Source organism: Ktedonobacteraceae bacterium (assembly GCA_035653615.1).
GTDB lineage: Bacteria > Chloroflexota > Ktedonobacteria > Ktedonobacterales > Ktedonobacteraceae > DASRBN01.
The window spans coordinates 1-18,603 of sequence record DASRBN010000004.1; the positions used below are offsets into that span (position 1 = coordinate 1).

Annotated in this window: 11 protein-coding genes and 1 CRISPR repeat array; of the genes, 7 read left to right on the plus strand and 4 right to left on the minus strand. The window is 55.3% G+C overall.

From position 1 onward, the window contains the following. Positions 1 to 149 precede the first annotated feature (149 nt). Positions 150 to 4,870: direct repeats of the CRISPR family, unit length 37 nt; unit sequence GTTTCAATCCCCAACGGGCATCCCAAGCCATTTAGCC. Between the two features lie 261 nt (positions 4,871 to 5,131). Beyond that, positions 5,132 to 5,515 (minus strand): response regulator, encoded by a 384-nt coding sequence (locus VFA09_02400; GenBank protein ID HZU66104.1) that lies wholly within the window; start codon positions 5,513 to 5,515, stop codon positions 5,132 to 5,134. 332 nt (positions 5,516 to 5,847) lie between these two features. Between VFA09_02400 and VFA09_02405 the strand changes: the two genes are divergently transcribed. Further along, a complete protein-coding gene (locus tag VFA09_02405; protein ID HZU66105.1) occupies positions 5,848 to 6,207 on the plus strand; it encodes a PQQ-binding-like beta-propeller repeat protein in 360 nt (119 codons plus the stop codon). A gap of 142 nt (positions 6,208 to 6,349) precedes the next feature. Here the strand turns inward: VFA09_02405 and VFA09_02410 are convergent, their stop codons facing one another. Further along, positions 6,350 to 6,637: a hypothetical protein gene (locus VFA09_02410; GenBank protein ID HZU66106.1), complete on the minus strand. Its 288-nt coding sequence runs from the start codon at positions 6,635 to 6,637 to the stop codon at positions 6,350 to 6,352. 422 nt (positions 6,638 to 7,059) lie between these two features. Between VFA09_02410 and VFA09_02415 the strand changes: the two genes are divergently transcribed. Continuing rightward, complete coding sequence (locus VFA09_02415) at positions 7,060 to 9,393, plus strand: FHA domain-containing protein (protein HZU66107.1); 2,334 nt, start codon at positions 7,060 to 7,062, stop codon at positions 9,391 to 9,393. Positions 9,394 to 9,409: 16 nt separating this feature from the next. Beyond that, entirely contained in the window at positions 9,410 to 10,648 is a 1,239-nt protein-coding gene (locus VFA09_02420; protein HZU66108.1) for a cytochrome P450, read from the plus strand. Positions 10,649 to 10,896: 248 nt separating this feature from the next. On the opposite strand, the gene VFA09_02425 is transcribed toward VFA09_02420, so the two are convergent. Beyond that, positions 10,897 to 13,071: a PAS domain S-box protein gene (locus tag VFA09_02425; protein ID HZU66109.1), complete on the minus strand. Its 2,175-nt coding sequence runs from the start codon at positions 13,069 to 13,071 to the stop codon at positions 10,897 to 10,899. Between the two features lie 339 nt (positions 13,072 to 13,410). Between VFA09_02425 and VFA09_02430 the strand changes: the two genes are divergently transcribed. From VFA09_02430 to VFA09_02445, 4 genes are all read left to right on the plus strand, one after another. Beyond that, positions 13,411 to 14,661 (plus strand): hypothetical protein, encoded by a 1,251-nt coding sequence (locus VFA09_02430; protein ID HZU66110.1) that lies wholly within the window; start codon positions 13,411 to 13,413, stop codon positions 14,659 to 14,661. 71 nt (positions 14,662 to 14,732) lie between these two features. Then, a complete protein-coding gene (locus tag VFA09_02435) occupies positions 14,733 to 16,139 on the plus strand; it encodes a PQQ-binding-like beta-propeller repeat protein (GenBank protein ID HZU66111.1) in 1,407 nt (468 codons plus the stop codon). Positions 16,140 to 16,307: 168 nt separating this feature from the next. Then, entirely contained in the window at positions 16,308 to 16,991 is a 684-nt protein-coding gene (locus VFA09_02440) for a hypothetical protein (GenBank protein HZU66112.1), read from the plus strand. A 95-nt stretch (positions 16,992 to 17,086) separates the two neighbouring features. After that, positions 17,087 to 17,263: a hypothetical protein gene (locus VFA09_02445; GenBank protein HZU66113.1), complete on the plus strand. Its 177-nt coding sequence runs from the start codon at positions 17,087 to 17,089 to the stop codon at positions 17,261 to 17,263. A gap of 89 nt (positions 17,264 to 17,352) precedes the next feature. Here the strand turns inward: VFA09_02445 and VFA09_02450 are convergent, their stop codons facing one another. Continuing rightward, on the minus strand, positions 17,353 to 18,552 hold the full coding sequence (locus VFA09_02450) for a hypothetical protein (protein ID HZU66114.1): 1,200 nt from the start codon (positions 18,550 to 18,552) through the stop codon (positions 17,353 to 17,355). Positions 18,553 to 18,603 lie beyond the last annotated feature (51 nt).

The window sequence follows — 18,603 nt, forward strand, 5'->3', positions numbered from 1 at the left end:
CTACCCAGGAGCTGACCAGTGCGGTGTTGGAACAGGTGGCGGCGGCGCTCGAGGCTCAGTTGAACTAGCCGCTCGCTTGCTTGGTATGCTTCCGCGGGAGGCTTGGGGGCGGCTGTCTCGTGTGAAGTGCAACTGTAGTGCAGCAACAGGTTTCAATCCCCAACGGGCATCCCAAGCCATTTAGCCAAGTGAGGACGTCCGATGGCCGGATATAACCACTGGAGTTTCAATCCCCAACGGGCATCCCAAGCCATTTAGCCGCAGTACCCAGGATTGCGAGATTGTATCTTGCTGGCATCGTTTCAATCCCCAACGGGCATCCCAAGCCATTTAGCCGGCGTGTCACCGCAAGCCACGAGTAGCACGAGCGCGACGTTTCAATCCCCAACGGGCATCCCAAGCCATTTAGCCCGCCTACTGCTACCACAGCCCCCGCGCATCATAGCGGTTTCAATCCCCAACGGGCATCCCAAGCCATTTAGCCCACTTGCAAGGGCAAGGCATCGAGTCAGACCGACAGGTTTCAATCCCCAACGGGCATCCCAAGCCATTTAGCCCTTGGCCCCGCGAGTGGTGGAACACTCCGGAGCCGTGTTTCAATCCCCAACGGGCATCCCAAGCCATTTAGCCAGCAATAGAATTTCGTGCCGGCTATCAATACCTCTGGGTTTCAATCCCCAACGGGCATCCCAAGCCATTTAGCCCTCCATCAAGAGGCGCTTCACATGCGCGCCCTGCACGTTTCAATCCCCAACGGGCATCCCAAGCCATTTAGCCTTGTTCGCAGCCATGTGCTCAGCGTCATAGAAGAAGGTTTCAATCCCCAACGGGCATCCCAAGCCATTTAGCCCGATTCCGGTCAATCGCGCCAACGTGAAGCTCCAGTATGTTTCAATCCCCAACGGGCATCCCAAGCCATTTAGCCAGCTGGATTTGCCGGTAGAAGCCTACGAAGTCGTCTAGTTTCAATCCCCAACGGGCATCCCAAGCCATTTAGCCGATGTCAATTTTCAATTTGGCACGACCGATGGCGAATTGTTTCAATCCCCAACGGGCATCCCAAGCCATTTAGCCATAGAAAAGAGAGTGCTGGCTCCCCTCCCCGTCTCTTGGTTTCAATCCCCAACGGGCATCCCAAGCCATTTAGCCGGAATACGAAACAGGTAGAGCTGCCTGCCGATAGCCGTTTCAATCCCCAACGGGCATCCCAAGCCATTTAGCCTCGGCGCCCCGGCACCGCGACCATGGTACCTGTGAGTTTCAATCCCCAACGGGCATCCCAAGCCATTTAGCCTACAGCATCACGCCGTTTAGCGCAAGTGCGCCAGGCGGTTTCAATCCCCAACGGGCATCCCAAGCCATTTAGCCCTCGTGGAGGTTGCGGTATGACCACAAAACATGTCGTGCGTTTCAATCCCCAACGGGCATCCCAAGCCATTTAGCCTGATGAGCTTATCTCAGGTACGAAGGCACGGTATGCTGTTTCAATCCCCAACGGGCATCCCAAGCCATTTAGCCCGTCTACCAACGGCACCCGTGTCTACAAGGCCGTAGTTAGTTTCAATCCCCAACGGGCATCCCAAGCCATTTAGCCCTTTGCCTACACTCCGCATATCACGCTGGCCTATACGTTTCAATCCCCAACGGGCATCCCAAGCCATTTAGCCGGCCGCAGGCAAACTGGGAATCTTCATCGGCCAGATGATGTTTCAATCCCCAACGGGCATCCCAAGCCATTTAGCCCGCCCGCAAACACGGTATAACGATGGACGTGGCGCTTTCGTTTCAATCCCCAACGGGCATCCCAAGCCATTTAGCCTCAGGATGCCCCGCCTTGCTGTCGAAGTACCACTGACAGTTTCAATCCCCAACGGGCATCCCAAGCCATTTAGCCGCCAGCAGGAGGAGACGCAGCGGCTCAACGAGGCAGCAGTTTCAATCCCCAACGGGCATCCCAAGCCATTTAGCCCGGGCGGCTGCTCACCCACCCCGAATCCATCCAGTCGGTTTCAATCCCCAACGGGCATCCCAAGCCATTTAGCCACTTTCTCGGCATACAACATTTGACGAACAGCCGCTGTTTCAATCCCCAACGGGCATCCCAAGCCATTTAGCCAAAAACAAACTTGGCATGCAGAACCTGATCGAAGATGAGTTTCAATCCCCAACGGGCATCCCAAGCCATTTAGCCGATCAAAGTGGGCGATGATGTGATGCCCATTTTATCCAGTTTCAATCCCCAACGGGCATCCCAAGCCATTTAGCCACTATTTGAGAAAGCGCGGCCTGAGCGATGAGACAATTAGTTTCAATCCCCAACGGGCATCCCAAGCCATTTAGCCTTCCTGTAGGCACTCCAGCTTCCGGTGAGTGACACAAAGTTTCAATCCCCAACGGGCATCCCAAGCCATTTAGCCGTCTATGGGGAAAACGGCCTGGTGCAGTGGTATCAGGGTTTCAATCCCCAACGGGCATCCCAAGCCATTTAGCCCAGAACAAGAAGCAGTGCTTGAACCATACAATAAAGTTTCAATCCCCAACGGGCATCCCAAGCCATTTAGCCGGGCAGTTATGAGTCTGTCGGCCTTTATGAAAGAGGTGTTTCAATCCCCAACGGGCATCCCAAGCCATTTAGCCCCCAGTGGCAATGGCCTGTACTACACGCAGAACGTGTTTGTTTCAATCCCCAACGGGCATCCCAAGCCATTTAGCCTTCGTCCATAGTGACCAGACAGTCTTGGGCCTCTTTTGTTTCAATCCCCAACGGGCATCCCAAGCCATTTAGCCACGAACTGTATACCGGGCAGGAGTAGCTCCTTATCAGTTTCAATCCCCAACGGGCATCCCAAGCCATTTAGCCTTTGAGCGTACCGTACTTATACGAGCTATACATATCCCGTTTCAATCCCCAACGGGCATCCCAAGCCATTTAGCCGAGAGGCATGAGTACTGAACAGCAGCAGCAGCAAGAGAGTTTCAATCCCCAACGGGCATCCCAAGCCATTTAGCCAGTTGTTGGCCGCCATGCCGGAGCCTGTTGGAATGTTGGTTTCAATCCCCAACGGGCATCCCAAGCCATTTAGCCGCTTTCCACGATGAGGGTCAGCCGGGTCAACAGGTGTTTCAATCCCCAACGGGCATCCCAAGCCATTTAGCCCTCTGGGGGTGGTGGAACAACGAGAAAAGGCTCACCAGTTTCAATCCCCAACGGGCATCCCAAGCCATTTAGCCCCAACAACACGGCAATTAATACCGCTGTAGCACTTAATCGTTTCAATCCCCAACGGGCATCCCAAGCCATTTAGCCCAGGCGTTCATGCGGATGGGAGCAGCGTAAAGCCATGCGTTTCAATCCCCAACGGGCATCCCAAGCCATTTAGCCTACTACAAGAAAGATGGCCGCGAGTTCAGTTTTGAAGCGTTTCAATCCCCAACGGGCATCCCAAGCCATTTAGCCGGGCTGGCGGATGCCCTGTACAGGTGTTGAAAATAATGCGTTTCAATCCCCAACGGGCATCCCAAGCCATTTAGCCGGTGTTGCACCCATGCAACACTCACCCGCTACGAAAGTTTCAATCCCCAACGGGCATCCCAAGCCATTTAGCCTGACAAACAAAAGTCAAGGAGTCAAAAACATGTACGGTTTCAATCCCCAACGGGCATCCCAAGCCATTTAGCCATTGTCTCAGGTCTATCCCAGCTTGCATACTGATTTGGGTTTCAATCCCCAACGGGCATCCCAAGCCATTTAGCCGTAGTCGAATATCAGTTAACACCGTTCGACGGACAGCCGTTTCAATCCCCAACGGGCATCCCAAGCCATTTAGCCTTGAAGCCGGGCGCTTTCATTGCGGCCTGGAAAAGCTCAGTTTCAATCCCCAACGGGCATCCCAAGCCATTTAGCCAGAGGCACCAGCCTATGGGGAACTACCCAACCAGGAAGTTTCAATCCCCAACGGGCATCCCAAGCCATTTAGCCCCGCGCTGACGACGGGCGATAGCAAGTGCCAGCGCGACGTTTCAATCCCCAACGGGCATCCCAAGCCATTTAGCCGCGGCCAGTTGGGCCTGTGTCATTCCCAACTTAGTACGGTTTCAATCCCCAACGGGCATCCCAAGCCATTTAGCCTCTTGCGCTACCAGGGGGTGATCGACACGTGGGAGCCGTTTCAATCCCCAACGGGCATCCCAAGCCATTTAGCCGCTGAACTGCAAGCGTTCGGTGCGCCCCTGGGATGGTTTCAATCCCCAACGGGCATCCCAAGCCATTTAGCCGGTCAGAGGCGAGCAGGATAGGCTGGCGCGTCATGAGTTTCAATCCCCAACGGGCATCCCAAGCCATTTAGCCCACTATGATTATGCTGTAAGTTACTCGATCTGGCGGGAAGTTTCAATCCCCAACGGGCATCCCAAGCCATTTAGCCGCCTATACGGGTGAGGTGCTGGCTCTGCCATCCATGCAGTTTCAATCCCCAACGGGCATCCCAAGCCATTTAGCCCTTGCTGAAGAATGCGCGGCGCGTGGCTGCAAGATACAGTTTCAATCCCCAACGGGCATCCCAAGCCATTTAGCCAAAGAGCGGCTTGCGGACAAGGATTTGACCGAGGAAGTTTCAATCCCCAACGGGCATCCCAAGCCATTTAGCCCTCGTTTACCGGCTACGTCCTGCGTCATCCTGAGCAGTTTCAATCCCCAACGGGCATCCCAAGCCATTTAGCCTGAGGTTACGTGGAACGGGAAAGCTCAGCAATGGCGCGTTTCAATCCCCAACGGGCATCCCAAGCCATTTAGCCATATCAATATCTGGCAAAGTTTGCCCAGGATATTGCGACGTTTCAATCCCCAACGGGCATCCCAAGCCATTTAGCCTGCTACCCCCCTAGTATAGCATAACAAGCCGATCCATGCAAGCGTTTGCGAGAGACTCGATTTTTGGGCTATTTTTGGGTCAAAAAAAAGAGGGCATTTTTGGGGTGTTTTGCCCTGAAGTCGCTTCTGGCGCGTTGCGAGAGATCGTGCTCAGCGATCCCGTCACTGCGACTCTCGCGGCAGAGCTTATATTCGAAGAATATTTCGCTGTAGCAGTGGCACTTCTATCTCTTCCGGTGAAGAGAGACTCAGGGGATGCTCTTAGTGGTTTGAGGATGGCAGGAATTGCTGAACCACCCGTAAGAGTTCGTCAATCTCAAACGGCTTGTAAAGAATGGGGATGCCTTTCTCTTTCAAAGTCTCTTCCTGCTCCCGCACCACCTGTACCGCCGCCGTACAGATAATCACCGGAATGTCTTTGGTCGGTCGGTACAACCTCAGCTTCTGTAACAGCAGGAACCCGCTTTCTTTTCCCCCCAGCTTCATATCCATCAGTATCAGGTCAGGTTGCAGCTGCTCTACATCCGCGACTTGCTCATAGGCGCTCCTCGAAGTCGTCACCCGGTAGCCTTCCGCCTCCAGCAAGAGCTGGTATAGCTCCAATAAGGATGAGTCATCGTCGATGATAAGAATATGCGAAGCCATTGGCCGACAAACCTCCTTCTTACCAGTGTGACTTCCTGAGCAGTAAAATTGCCTATATCCCACCGCTAAAATATAGCACATCTGCATATTCCTGTCTATTGGCCCTTTCATCCACCTCTATACCTGGTCCAGAGTAGGTAATATTGCTGCGTATTTTACCTTGATCATCGAAACTCAGAAATTTATACTTGAGGTACTGTCGCTTTCAGTACAATCGCTGAAAGAAGCCAGCTGTTCCCTCTATCCACATCATCTATTACAAAGGGGAGTCGTATGTTACCGGGCAACCAGGCGGCTTATGCGCCGGCAGGGGCCAGCATGTAAAGGAGAACATGATGATGATTCCAGCTACAAGGTCGGCGCCGATTCGCTCTATTCAGGCGGCCTTTCTACTCTGTACCCTCATGGCTGTCCTTGCCGCGAGTCCATTGCTCGCTTTCGCTTCCCCCAAAGCTGGTGGCTCCCAGGTATGGTCGTTCCAGACGGGTAACACCGTCACTTCCTCGCCGGCCATAGCCAATGGCGTCGTCTACATCGGCTCCGACGACTCCAATGTCTATGCTCTCAACGCCGCGACCGGCAAGAAAATCTGGTCTTTCAAGACGGGCGACCAGGTTCTCTCCTCGCCGGCAGTAGACAGCCTGATCGCCATCGGTTCGAACGATGACTTTGTCTACGCGCTGAATCCATGACTGGCATAGATCGATCAAGAGTTTTTACAAATGATTCCGGCCATCCCACACAAGCCGATGAATCGGCGGTGTGTACGATAAATCGAGAAGACCGAGGTCTCACTGGAAAAACTTGAACAACACACAAGCCGATGAATCGGCCTCATCGCAGCTTCGCGACAAACAGCGCGCGGTTGAGATAGCAATGCAAACAGGTGGCGGAAAAACTCGCCTCGCGCAGCCAGCGCAGGTGCTCTTCTAGTGTCGCGGGATGGTCTTCCTTGTGTTCCAATTGCTTCAGGAATTCATCCCCGCTCTGGCCACTCTTTACCGCACTTCCCTTCTCCAGGTGATTCCAGGCAACTCGATAAAGGTCCGCGAAATGATCTGCATCCAGGGCGATGCGGTCCATGAGCAGAAAGATGCCGTCCTCAGCAAGCAGATCGGCCACAAAGCGAAAGATAGCCTATTTTTTGTGATGCAAAGCCTGCACGCTCATCACAATTTGATACTTCCTGAAAGGCAGAACAAGCGTCTCTGTCTCCGAAAAATCACGCGTCACCAGCACATACTGCTCTTTCTTTCATACTACGCTCATCGCCTTTCCTCTCATCTTCTTCACGCTAGTATACAACACAACGTAGTCATTGTAAGGGCGCTACCTTGTGAACTCTTGTGGTCGCCCTCCTCAGGGTACGATACCTTTCAAAAAGGGACAGCATTCATAGCAAGTGCAGCAGTTTTCTGTTATACTCCTCTTGAAAATGGCATCAGGCAATTACGTGTGAAATAGCGCGCGGGCATCGTCCTGAATAGGCACAAAAGACTATCGAAAAAGAGCGCATTCCGACGTATATTGATCAGGAGGGAACCATGAATAGAATAACCAATCCAGATTTCCTGGCGATAGGCATGGGCGGCACGAATATGATGGCCATGCTGTGGACTGTTGCAGCGGGCCGTCAGGCCGTTGGCGTCGAAATGCGCGGCGATCCCTTTCTCGGCGTGCATTGGAATATTCGTGAAGACTTTTATCACCAGCTGGGCCTGATCGACCAGTTGATGCTCGAACGCTATAGCGAGGAGCAACTGCCGCGCCGTGGTGACGGACGACTATTTCGCCTCGCGGAATGCTTCTATAGCCCGCATACGGTTGCCGGAGACATCGTTGCCGACGAAATCATTGACGGCTTCGACTCTGACCAGCATATCGTAGGCACCATTCATCACGTTGAATTCATCGACGACCGCTGGCGCGATGGCTTGCCCAACCGTGTCATTACCGTGCTGGACCCACCTGAGCCACCAGACCATCCTGACCCGCGCAAGATTCGTACCAGCATGGTCGAGGTGCTGGATGGCCCGTCCACTTTCCAGGCCGAAGCCGCCTCCATCCAGAAGTTGCTGCGCCGCTACCTCGAGAAGCTGGAAGAGATCGACCGCAAGACGAACAGCAAGCCCCGCGTCCAACTCTATACGCACCACCGCGTAATTCCAACCGAGGGCGAGGGGTTTATCCACCTTCCCGATGGTCGCCTGCAGGTTCGCATCGAAGCCCTGCAGGAATTCGATTTCAAGGGGCAATTCGTGCGCGTGCGCGTGCCGGGTAGCGAGCCGATTGACCTCGGCGTGCCCGAATTGTTCATGATCGCCGAAGGGTTCAGTAGTTCCGATGCGAGACGCCTGGGATTTGAGCAAAAGGATGTCAAGGTCGATCACGGTGACGGGCGCGGGCTGGTCGTCGCGCAGGCAGACTTCCTGGCCGGTCTGATTGAGGTACTTATCGGCGGACGCCTGCGACGGCGCATCTCCTCGGCCTTTGACGAAAACGGCAGAGAATACTGGGTGCGGCAGATCGCGGTGGGCCACGAGAATGACCCGGAGGTTGGTTGGGTGCTGGTCCAGGTGCCAGACTTCAAGACCTTCGATCCCATTGTGGCGGGTCTCGTACCCGTGGGAACCGATCCCGGCTCGCCCGAATACTTCGCCTCTTACCAGCACCTGATCTACGACTACTACATGCGGCAGGCCGAGGAAATCCTGGATATTCCCCGCAATCAACTGATGCAGGTGCAGATGATCTACGGCCCGACATTATTCAGCCTCGTTGAAAGGGTTGGAGACGACGCGCAGGTTGCCGCCAACGGTGTAGTCGCGGGCGATTCCTTCGGCAATGGCCACTTCCTGACCAGCGGCGGGGCGATGACGGGAATGATCGGCCACGGCTACCGCGTCCTCGAATACTGGCGGGCGCGCGATGCAGGCGCTTCACCCTCTATCGCTATTCGCAAGCTCGCGGACAGCATCAAGGAAGATACCCTTGCCTGGCTTCACGTGAGCGCGACGGAATATAGCCAGGCCGCCCCCATCAACTTTGGCGCCGAACGTATCGAACAGATCAATAGGGCCGGCGGTACCGACTCCGGCGCACGTGCCAATGCTATTGAGTCCGCTCGCCGCCAGCGCCACGCGCTTATTCCTCTCGATCCATCCAACTGGAGACGACTATTCGTTCGCAACGGCAGAGTCCTTTCGGCGCTGCCGGAACTTGAACCGGACCACCCATTGCAGCGTCCAGAACACGAAGCCACCCTGCTCGCGGTAATGAAATCATTTCCGGTCGCACCCAACCAGTCAGGCCCTGTGCCCGCTACGGAGCAAGAGTCAGAGACCGGCGCGGAGACCATACGCAGGCCAGAGTCCCACGTAGATCAAGAACAGGAAGTTGGTCAGGAGACGATCCGCAGACCCATGCCTGTCGCCAATCAACCCCTTGATGTTGGCGAGGAGACCATCGTCAGGCCCAAAATCAGAATCGGCCAGGTCGCGCCGGAGAGCGCAAAAACTTACGCCTTTCTGGATATCGAGCAGCATGGGCAGGCCCCGCGGCGCATCGCCATCAAAGAAGACGCTGTACTTATCGGGCGGGCCGACCCTAAGAGCGGTATCAAACCACAGATCGACCTCGCGCCATTCGATTCCTCAACCAAAGTCTCGCGCCAGCACGCCCGTATTCGGGTGGAGGGCAATTCTTTCTCTGTCGAAGACCTCAATAGCCGCAATAAGACGCGCCTTGGCGATACAATATTGGCTCCGATGCAGCCGGCATCACTACAGGACGGAGACGTGATTAGCTTCGGGCCGGTCAAAGCGACGTTCCACCTGCTTGGAACGAGTGCGTTGCCCGTGCCCTGGTCGCAATCGTAGGAAAGGAAATACCATTATGACGACTTCGCCCGCGAACCAGCCGGGGCCATTCCCTTTTCGCTTTTTTGAAGGCCAGTTTACAGAAAATCCTTACCCTATGCTTGCCAACATGCGGGCAATGGGAGCCATCGTGGAAATTCCTCTTCCCTATGGCGACGGTATGAAGGCCTGGATGGTGACGCGCATGGAGGAAGCAGTACAGGTACTTAAGGATAGGCGCTTCACGGTTGATCGCTCCGCGGTTTTCGGCGAACGCTATTCAAAAGGAACAGACCAGCAGTTCAATCGGGGGCCGGGCTTCTTAAACCATTCCATGATTATGGTCGATGAGCCGGACCATCGCCGCCTGCGAGGACTGGTTTCTAAAGCGTTCACCCCGAAGTACATTGCAGGCCTGCGACCCGACATCCAGCAGATCGCGGACGAGTTGCTCGATAAGGTTCAGGAGCAGGGCAGCATGGACCTGGTGAGTGATTTTGCCTATCCGCTGCCCATCAATGTCATTTCGGACATGCTCGGCGTCCCACGCGAAAACCGCGCGTACATCCGCGAATGGTCGCAGGCATTGGCCGGCGGCGGCAATTACAGCAGGGAGCAACGCCGCGATCTCATGTACGCATTCTCCGACTATGTCGCGCAGCTGGTGGCCGAAAAGAGGCGGCACCCGCAGGATGACCTGATCAGCCATCTTATCACGCAAGAAGACGAAGGTGACCACCTCAGCGAGTCTGAATTGCTTTCTATGGTCGGCCTGCTCATCTTTGCCGGGCACGAGACAACTTCTAACCTGATCGGCATCGGCACACTGATGCTGCTGGATCACCCCGACCAGTTAGAAAAGTTGAAAGCAGACCCCAGCCTGGTGCCGTCAGCGGTAGAAGAGCTGTTGCGCTATAATGGGCCGGTTGCTGCGCCCATGCCACGCTTTGCCCTGGAAGATATCGAGCTGGGCGGGCAGCACTTCCACAAAGGTGATCTTGTACTCATCATGCTCGCCTCAGCGGACCGCGACGAGACGTTCTTTACGGACCCCGAAGAGCTGGATATCGCCCGCAACCTGAATCGTCACATCGCCTTCGGACAGGGCATTCATATCTGCCTGGGTGCCCCCCTGGCTCGGCTCGAAGGAGACATCGCCTTTACCACGCTGCTGCGGCGCATGCCCAACCTGCGGCTCAATGTACCTCGTGATACTATCACCTGGCGCGGCGGTTTCAACCTGCGCGGGCTTGTCAGCTTGCCGGTAGCATTTTAAACAAGGTCAATACGTTGCTGCATGGCGCGCAAACGATGCTTGTGGAGCCGATAAATTGGGACATTCATAGGCCACTCTCAGTCCCGACGATGCCACGTGGGCCGATCAATCGGGACCTACGGTCGGGCATTCCCCGCGGCGAAGCCGCGTAGGGGCCGGGCAGTCCTGTCTGGGGGACAGGCATACCGTACACACCGCCGATTCATCGGCCTTCGTGGAGAGCGGCAATAATTTGTGAAAATCCACTATCAGCCCTCCTCGAGTACCGGCAGAAAAACAGAAAACGTCGCGCCCTCACCCTTGCGACTATAGACCTCTATTCTGCCCTGGTGTTGCTCCACGATCTCTTTTGAGATATGCAATCCAATTCCCAGGCCGGGATAGGTTCTTTCCGCCGGGTCGGTGACCTGGTAGAAACGTTCAAAGATTTTTTGCTGGTAGACCTGGTCGATGCCAATGCCAAAATCCTGCACGCGCACGACGGCATATTCAGCATCTCGTGCGACATGCACTACCACCCTGTTTGCCTGTGGAGAGTATTTAACGGCATTCGTCAGCAAATTGATCATCACCTGCCCAAGCCGGTCCCTGTCTCCAAAGACCTGCGCCCCAGCTTTTCCCTCGATAGCTATACGGTGGGTTGGAGTAGCCGCCTGCACATTTTCCACCGTTTCCGCGATAAACGTGTCCAGGTCGAAAGCCGCCAGTTGAAATTCCAGCTTGCCCAATTGTATGCGCGAGAGGTCCAGCAAATCGCTGACGAGCCTGGTCAGCTTATCAAGCTGTGCCTCCATGCGTGTGAGATAATGCAGCGCCTGGTCATCGCCTTGCTTGCGCAGGCGGCGCCGTAACACGTAGGCAAAACCCTTAAGGCTGGTGACCGGGGTCTTCAGTTCATGACTGGCCAGGCTAATGAACTCATCCTTGCGATGCTCCTCCAGCACGCGTTCGGTAATATCGTGCAAAATCGTGATCGCGAAAAGCGCGTTCCCCTGTTCATCATAGATCGGACTCGATTTGACGAGAGACCAGCGTTCAGGAGGTCCGTTCTCCTTCTCAGTATAGCCAATCGTTGCCTGCGCCTCGCGTTCGCCGCCCAGCACGCGCCTATGGGGCAGTTGAGCAAGAGGGAATCGTTGCCCCTGTTCGTCCGTGAGCCTGAATCTGTTGACGGGCTCCAGTGGCTGGGCCCGTCGCAGGTCCTGTACCGAGGCATAGCCGCTCATGCGCGCCGCCGCTTCATTCGCATAAATAATCTGGCTGTTTCTATCATAGACGATAATGCCATCGGCAACACCTTGCAGGATAACCTCCAATTGATCGCGCGCCTGCCGGACTTCCTGGTACAGCCGCGCATTATCCAGCGCGACTCCTGCCCGCCGGCCAACTTCTTCCGCCAGCGCCAGGTCACGCTCGTTATACCTCCTGCCCGATTCGGTAGAGACGAATGTAACCACACCGGTCGTCTTTCCGCGCGCAACCAGGGGTACCAGCATCACCGAATTGTAGCCAATCTGCCGCGCGATGGCAAGTTCCTCCTCGCTGCGGGCGCCGGCCACCAGCATCTCATCCGTAATCTGCGGATAGAGTTCGGATCGACCGGTACGTACGACGTTGGGAGTGCCGGCAGGGGCATCATAATCGATGGGAAATTTCTCGCGTAACGCCCTTGCCCATTGCACCTGCTCCGGGTCCTGGTGTTCGAGTACGACCAGTTCAAAATGCCCCTGGGCATCTAACAGATCTACCGCGAACCAATCGGCCAGCCGTGGCACAATCAGGCGCGCAATATTGGCCAGCGTCTCCGAATAATCCAGGCTCGAAGAAAGCACTTTGCTGACTTCGGTCAGAAAACGCTCTTGCTCCTCTGCCTCTTGCAGTTGCCTGGCCATGGTCTTCTGGCGCGTGATATCGCGAGCAATTTTTGCTCCGCCGATTACTCTTCCCTGCGCATCCCTGATAGGTGAAATACTGAGCGATACATCAATGAATCTACCATCTTTCGTGACGCGTACCGTTTCATAATGCTCGATGCGCAGGCCCTTGCGCAGCCTGGCAAGAATCTCGTCCTCTTCTTTGTGCCGGTCGGGAGGAATAATGAGCGTGATATGCCGTCCAACGGCCTCCTCAGCGCTATAGCCAAAGAGTTTTTCCGCCGCGCGATTCCAGCTGGTGATGATGCCATCGAGGGTTTTACTGACAATAGCATCATCCGAAGAGGTGACAATAGCGGCCAGTAGTTTTTGCGCCTCCTCTGCCCGTTTTCGCTCAGCAATCTCGTCAGAACTGGCCGGTGCGGTATCAAAATATGTCATGGCAGCTGAAGTTGTAGGCGGAAGCAGAGGCGGGGAATTATCAGGCAATCCCTCATACATAACCTGGTGAAGTGCATCCTGGCTCTCAAACTGGTCATCCGGCATCATGTATACCCCTTCTACATAAAGAGCTGGGACCTGTCCTCGTAAAACATATCTTTGACGTACTATACCATTATTGCCGTTCCCTAGCAATAGAAAGAGCGCGAGCAACAGCCGGATACCCTGGCTCCTGCTGGCGCGACCTTTCTACACATGCTCTAGCAGACAAACTGAAGCTACTATGATCCGAGAAGAGCAAAATCCATTCAGGTTATTTTGTTCTATTTTGTGCGAAGATGTGTTAAGATGTATTTGATAAGCAAACGTATATGATTTTCAACGACCAATTGGACTCCGGGCGGACAGGCCCCAGGCGCTGTCCCTACTGGGTGCTGGGTGTCAGGCATGCTTGCAACATATTTCAGGCGCTATAGAGCTTTTATCTTGATCGCGCTACCGGTTATCGGAATGCTCCTGATCGGGCTGGTGCGGGTGACGGATCCGCAGGCTCAGACGCTGGTCTATCTGAATTCGACGATTTTATCTCAACAGGCGCAGCAGGATATATCAGATGCTCGCCTGCTGCATGGGCAACTGGCCTCGTTGGGTTGGATAGTGGGATACGATTGCCAGCGCAGCCTGCAGGCATACATGAAGACCGCGGCTACCAATCCCGACGCTGCCCTGGTCGGCACGGGCTGGCTCGATCCCACGGATGGTCATTTGATCAACGGCCAGCGCAATAGCTGCATGCCGGGCAGCACCAGCATGGATAATGTCGTGCAGCTCATTCACAGCAAAGGCGGCATGGCCTATCTGACCATTACTATGGATACAGCTGATGCCGGTGCGTGGACATCGCAGCAGCAATCGGACTATATCGCCAGGGCCGCGCGCGATAATAGTTTGATCGAGCCGATCATCCGCGAAGTACAGCGCCTTAACTATGATGGTGTGATTATGGACCTGGAGGGCAGCGATGCGGCCTACCCCAACATCCAGCAGCTTTTCGCCACCTACAACCAGCACATATGGGCCTTGCTCAAGCCCCTGCACAAGCTCTACGGCATTGCGCTCATCCACAAAGTGAGCGATTCCGACGCCTATTATCACCTCAACGCGTTCGAGAACTGGTCGCTGCTGGGGCATTGCGCCGATTTCATGGTCATTATGGCGGTCGATCAATCCTACTTCACGCCTGGCCCCACAGTCAGCGTCCCCTGGTTGCAACAACTGCTGGCCTACCAACTGAAGACCATGCCGCAGATGGTGCCACATACGATCTGGGAGCTGCCGCTCTATGGCGCTTCGTGGCATCTATCGGGCGGCAAGTGGATATACGATGGGCCAGATTATGACGATGCCCGGGCGTTTGTGTCACAACTCGATCCCGCGGAAATTGATGCCGCTGCCAGCAATCTACACGATTCCACCAGCGCCCATGTTGTCTACACCGACACATCCGGGGTAGAACACGCGCTGTGGTATCCTACGGCCCAGAACCTCTACTACATCATTACAAACTTCCAGCAGATATTGAAGAAGACTCCGCAATTCCAGAACAGGTATCTCCAGGTTGCTTTCTGGTACCGCGCGACCTGGGAGCCAACCGCCCTCTGGCCGATGCTCGCTAAAGTATTGCCTGCTGCTCCGTAAATCTTTCTTTGCGACACGGCAGTATAATAGGTGAACTGGTAATTTGCGGTGGCTAAAAAGGAGATTCACGTTTGAAAACATACATCCGGCGGAAACGCTGTTTCATATGGCCTACCATGCTGGCGCTGCTCATTGTCCTGACGAGCTGCGGCGGCTTCCCATCCTCGAATTCGTCCACTCCTCAACCAACGCTCGTAATTTCTCCCGTGCCATCGTCGGGTTCCACCACAACAGGCAGCGATTGGACGATGTATCATAATGACAACACGCGCACAGGTTATATCGCAAATGCGCCCGATCCCGGAAGCCTGGCGAAGAGATGGTCTACCAACCTGGATGGCGCTGTCTACGCCGAACCGCTGGTCGTCAATGGGCACGTGATCGTTGCCACCGAGGGCGATTCGCTGTACTCGCTCGACGCCAATACGGGGCGGGTGCTCTGGCATACAAATGTGGGCACGCCGGTTCCGCTCTCTGATCTTCCATGTGGGGATATCGACCCGCTGGGCATCACGGGCACGCCGGTCTACGACCCACAAACGCAACTGGTTTACGCGGTAGCCGAGGTTACCGGGTACTCGCATATCCTGGTAGGTGTCGATGTAAACACGGGCAAGGTACGAGTGCGCCAGCCGGTTGACGCTCCTGGCATGGATGCTCGCGCGCATCAGCAGCGCGCGGCGCTCGCGCTTGCCAATGGCATGGTCTACATCGCTTACGGCGGACTGGATGGCGATTGCAGCGACTATACCGGTCGCGTCGTTGCTTTACACACCAGCGGGCAGGGACCCTTGCTGGTCTACACGATTCCTACGTCACGCGAGGGCGGCATCTGGGCGCCACCAGGTCCGTCCGTCGATGCTAGCGGCAATATCTATGTCTCGGTAGGCAATGGCGCGTCCACCGGTGGAAACTGGGATCATAGCGACTCGGTGCTCAAACTCTCGCCTACCCTGCAATTAGAGGATGGCTTTGCTCCTCAACAATGGGCGCGGGACAATGCAGGTGATGCCGACCTCGGCTCAATGGGTCCCGTACTACTGCCGGGAGGGCTTATTTATGCCGACGGGAAATCGAGCAACGCCTACCTGTTGAACGCCAATCACCTTGGAGGGGTTGGCGGCCAGGTCGCGCAGGCCTCTGTCTGCACGGCATTTGGAGGAGCTGCTGTGCAAGGCTCAACCATCATAGTTCCATGCGTTGATGGAATCCGGCAGGTTATCATTGGGGCAGGAAATCAGATAACCGTTGGCTGGCACGCTTCGGGGCTGATACCCGGTTCGCCCATTATCGGCGGCCACACGGTCTATAGCATTAACTCTAACGGGACGCTCTACGCTCTCAACATGTCCGATGGCAGTATTGTGGCCTCGCTATCCGTAGGTCAGACATCGCGTTTCGCAACACCTACGCTGTTCGATGGGATGATCCTCGTTGGCACATTGTCAGGCGTAGTTGCGGTCAGAATCAATTCCTGACGGGAGTTGGAGGGCAATAACCCTTTTAGTGAAGGCACAAACCCTTATGGAACCATTGGTTATGGCGACTCGACAACCTTGGGGCTTCTATAACGTATTAATTATACACAGGCACGTTACTGTCAACGTAATCGCTGCAAGGAAGCGATGAAAGGAGATTATTCCGTTATGAGCAACGAGTTTACCTCGAGTGATAAAGAGCGAGAGAAGCGGGGTCCGCAGACATGGGAGGCCAGCTTTGGCCGCAGCCGTTTTCGCGCGCAGTGGAATCGGGAGCCGGGACGCGTGTGGTTCCATTTCCAGGGGCCATTTGTAGAGGAAAATGATCCTGATGGCATGGGCACCCCCTTTACGCCCGACTTCGGTATCGAATGGGAGCGTGGAAAAATACCCCACACTTATGGTGAATACGACGAGCGTCTCGACGATATTCGCGAGAAGGCCGAAAAGGCGGCGCGGCGCACGGCGGAGCGTGCCCGAGGTTATGCCGAGCGCGCCTCAAAGCACATGCGCGACAGGGACTGGGATGCTATAGAGCATGAGATGAGATCAGCCGTGGATAAGGCCATGGAAGAGCTTGAGAAGACGCTCAGAAGGCTGCGCCTCGAGTGGGAAAAACGCCAGGAGGAGGCGCAGGCCGCCGCCAAGAAAACCCGGGCGCAGCGCGTACCCGTTGAGTACGAAGTGAGCGAGGAACCATCCGCGGACGAAGGCGCCGGTACCATGAACACCCCCTCGTCAAGATTCACCAGCCAGGAACGCGATGAGATGCGGCGCAATATCCTCGCGGAGTTGGCAACTGGCAGCATCACTTTAGATGAAGCCGAGCGCCGCCTGCGCGACCTGGGCTAAAGCAGCATTGCTTTAAAGATCTGATAGACAGGTACCCATAGAGGCCGATACATCGGCGGTGTGTACGATACATCGGCCCCTACGGCTCCGCCGCGATGGAAGGCCGATCAATCGGCGGTGGGCGCGGTATGCCTGTCCCCCAGACAGGACCGCCCGGCCCCTACGGCTCCCGTGGCGATGGAATGCATATCCCACGGCGGAGCCGTAGGCCCCGATTGATCGCGGGCACCGCCGATGTATCGGCCCGCGTTCATTACTGGAACCGCTGGTAAAACTCATTATCGGCCCCTACGTCGTTTCCATAGGTACTTCACGCATCCAACTACCTGGGGTCACCACAATGCCGGCATGCTTGTTTCCGCTAACTATACTGCTCGGTCAACGTCAACTCGTCGCTCTGGCTATTATAATAGGACCCCACGGCCCACAGCGTACCGCTATGTGGTACCTTGGCCAGTCCGTATAGCATACTGATATTCGAGGGGTTCGGGCTGGAAACGACACTCCATGTTTTGCCATTCCAATGTTCTATCAGTGTACTGGTGTTCCCCTGACCATCGTAATCATCCCCCACAATCCAGGTGCTTTTCGTTGAGAGAGCGACAATACTGTACAGTTGACTGCCAACTCCAACCGCAGGCAGTGTGACCACGCTCCAGGAAGTGCCATTCCAGGCTTCGACCAGGGTCTGCGTATTAGTACCATCAAACGTATATCCGGCAGCTATCAGGTTGCTCGTGCCGGGCACGGAACTTAGACTGAGCAAAACATTGTTGTTGGAAGCCGGGCTTGGGCTACTGACGATGCTCCACTGCGTACCGTCCCAATGCTCAACCAGCGTATATCCGGGCGACTCAATGCCATTGTCGTATGAGCCAACCGCCCAGGCATCCGTGGCGGAAAAGGCGGTGATGCTGTTGAGGAAACTGTGCTGGGAGCCGCTGGGATAGGCCACAGGAACCTGGCTCCACTTCGTCCCATTCCAGTGTTCGATCAACGCGGCATTCGGCATTTGACTGCTTTGATAGTAATTGCCAACCGCCCAGGCATCAGTGGTTGAAAGAGCCGCAACTCCAGAGAAGACGGATGAGTTGACGACGGCGGTGGAGATAATCTTCCAGCGGGTCCCGTTCCACAACTCCGCCAACCCCTGCTGGCCATGCTTGCTGGTTGACCATGTACCTGCTGCCCACAATTGGTGTGTTCCAGGGATGGTGGCTATGGCGTTGAACTCGCTAAATGTGCTGGAAGGTGGAGTTGAAACGATGCTCCATGTACTGCCATTCCAGTGCTCGACGATCGGATTAAGCGGTGAGGGTAAGTACTGTACCTGCCCAACCGCCCACACATCGCTGGCCGAAAACGCGGCCACGCCGCTGAACAAATTGTACGTTGCCGAAGTGCTGGGGCTGGAAACGATCTGCCACGATTTGCTCTCATGTACCAATCTAGATGTAGAGGCAGCCTGTACAGTTCTGCCACCGGCAAGCAGAACCACGACCATCATCATGAGAAGAGTTGCGCCTGTTATGCGCAAGCGAGGGGTAATTTCCTGATGCATACATTTTTCCCTTTTGATTTGAAACGAACCTGGTAAGAACTTTTTCGGAGT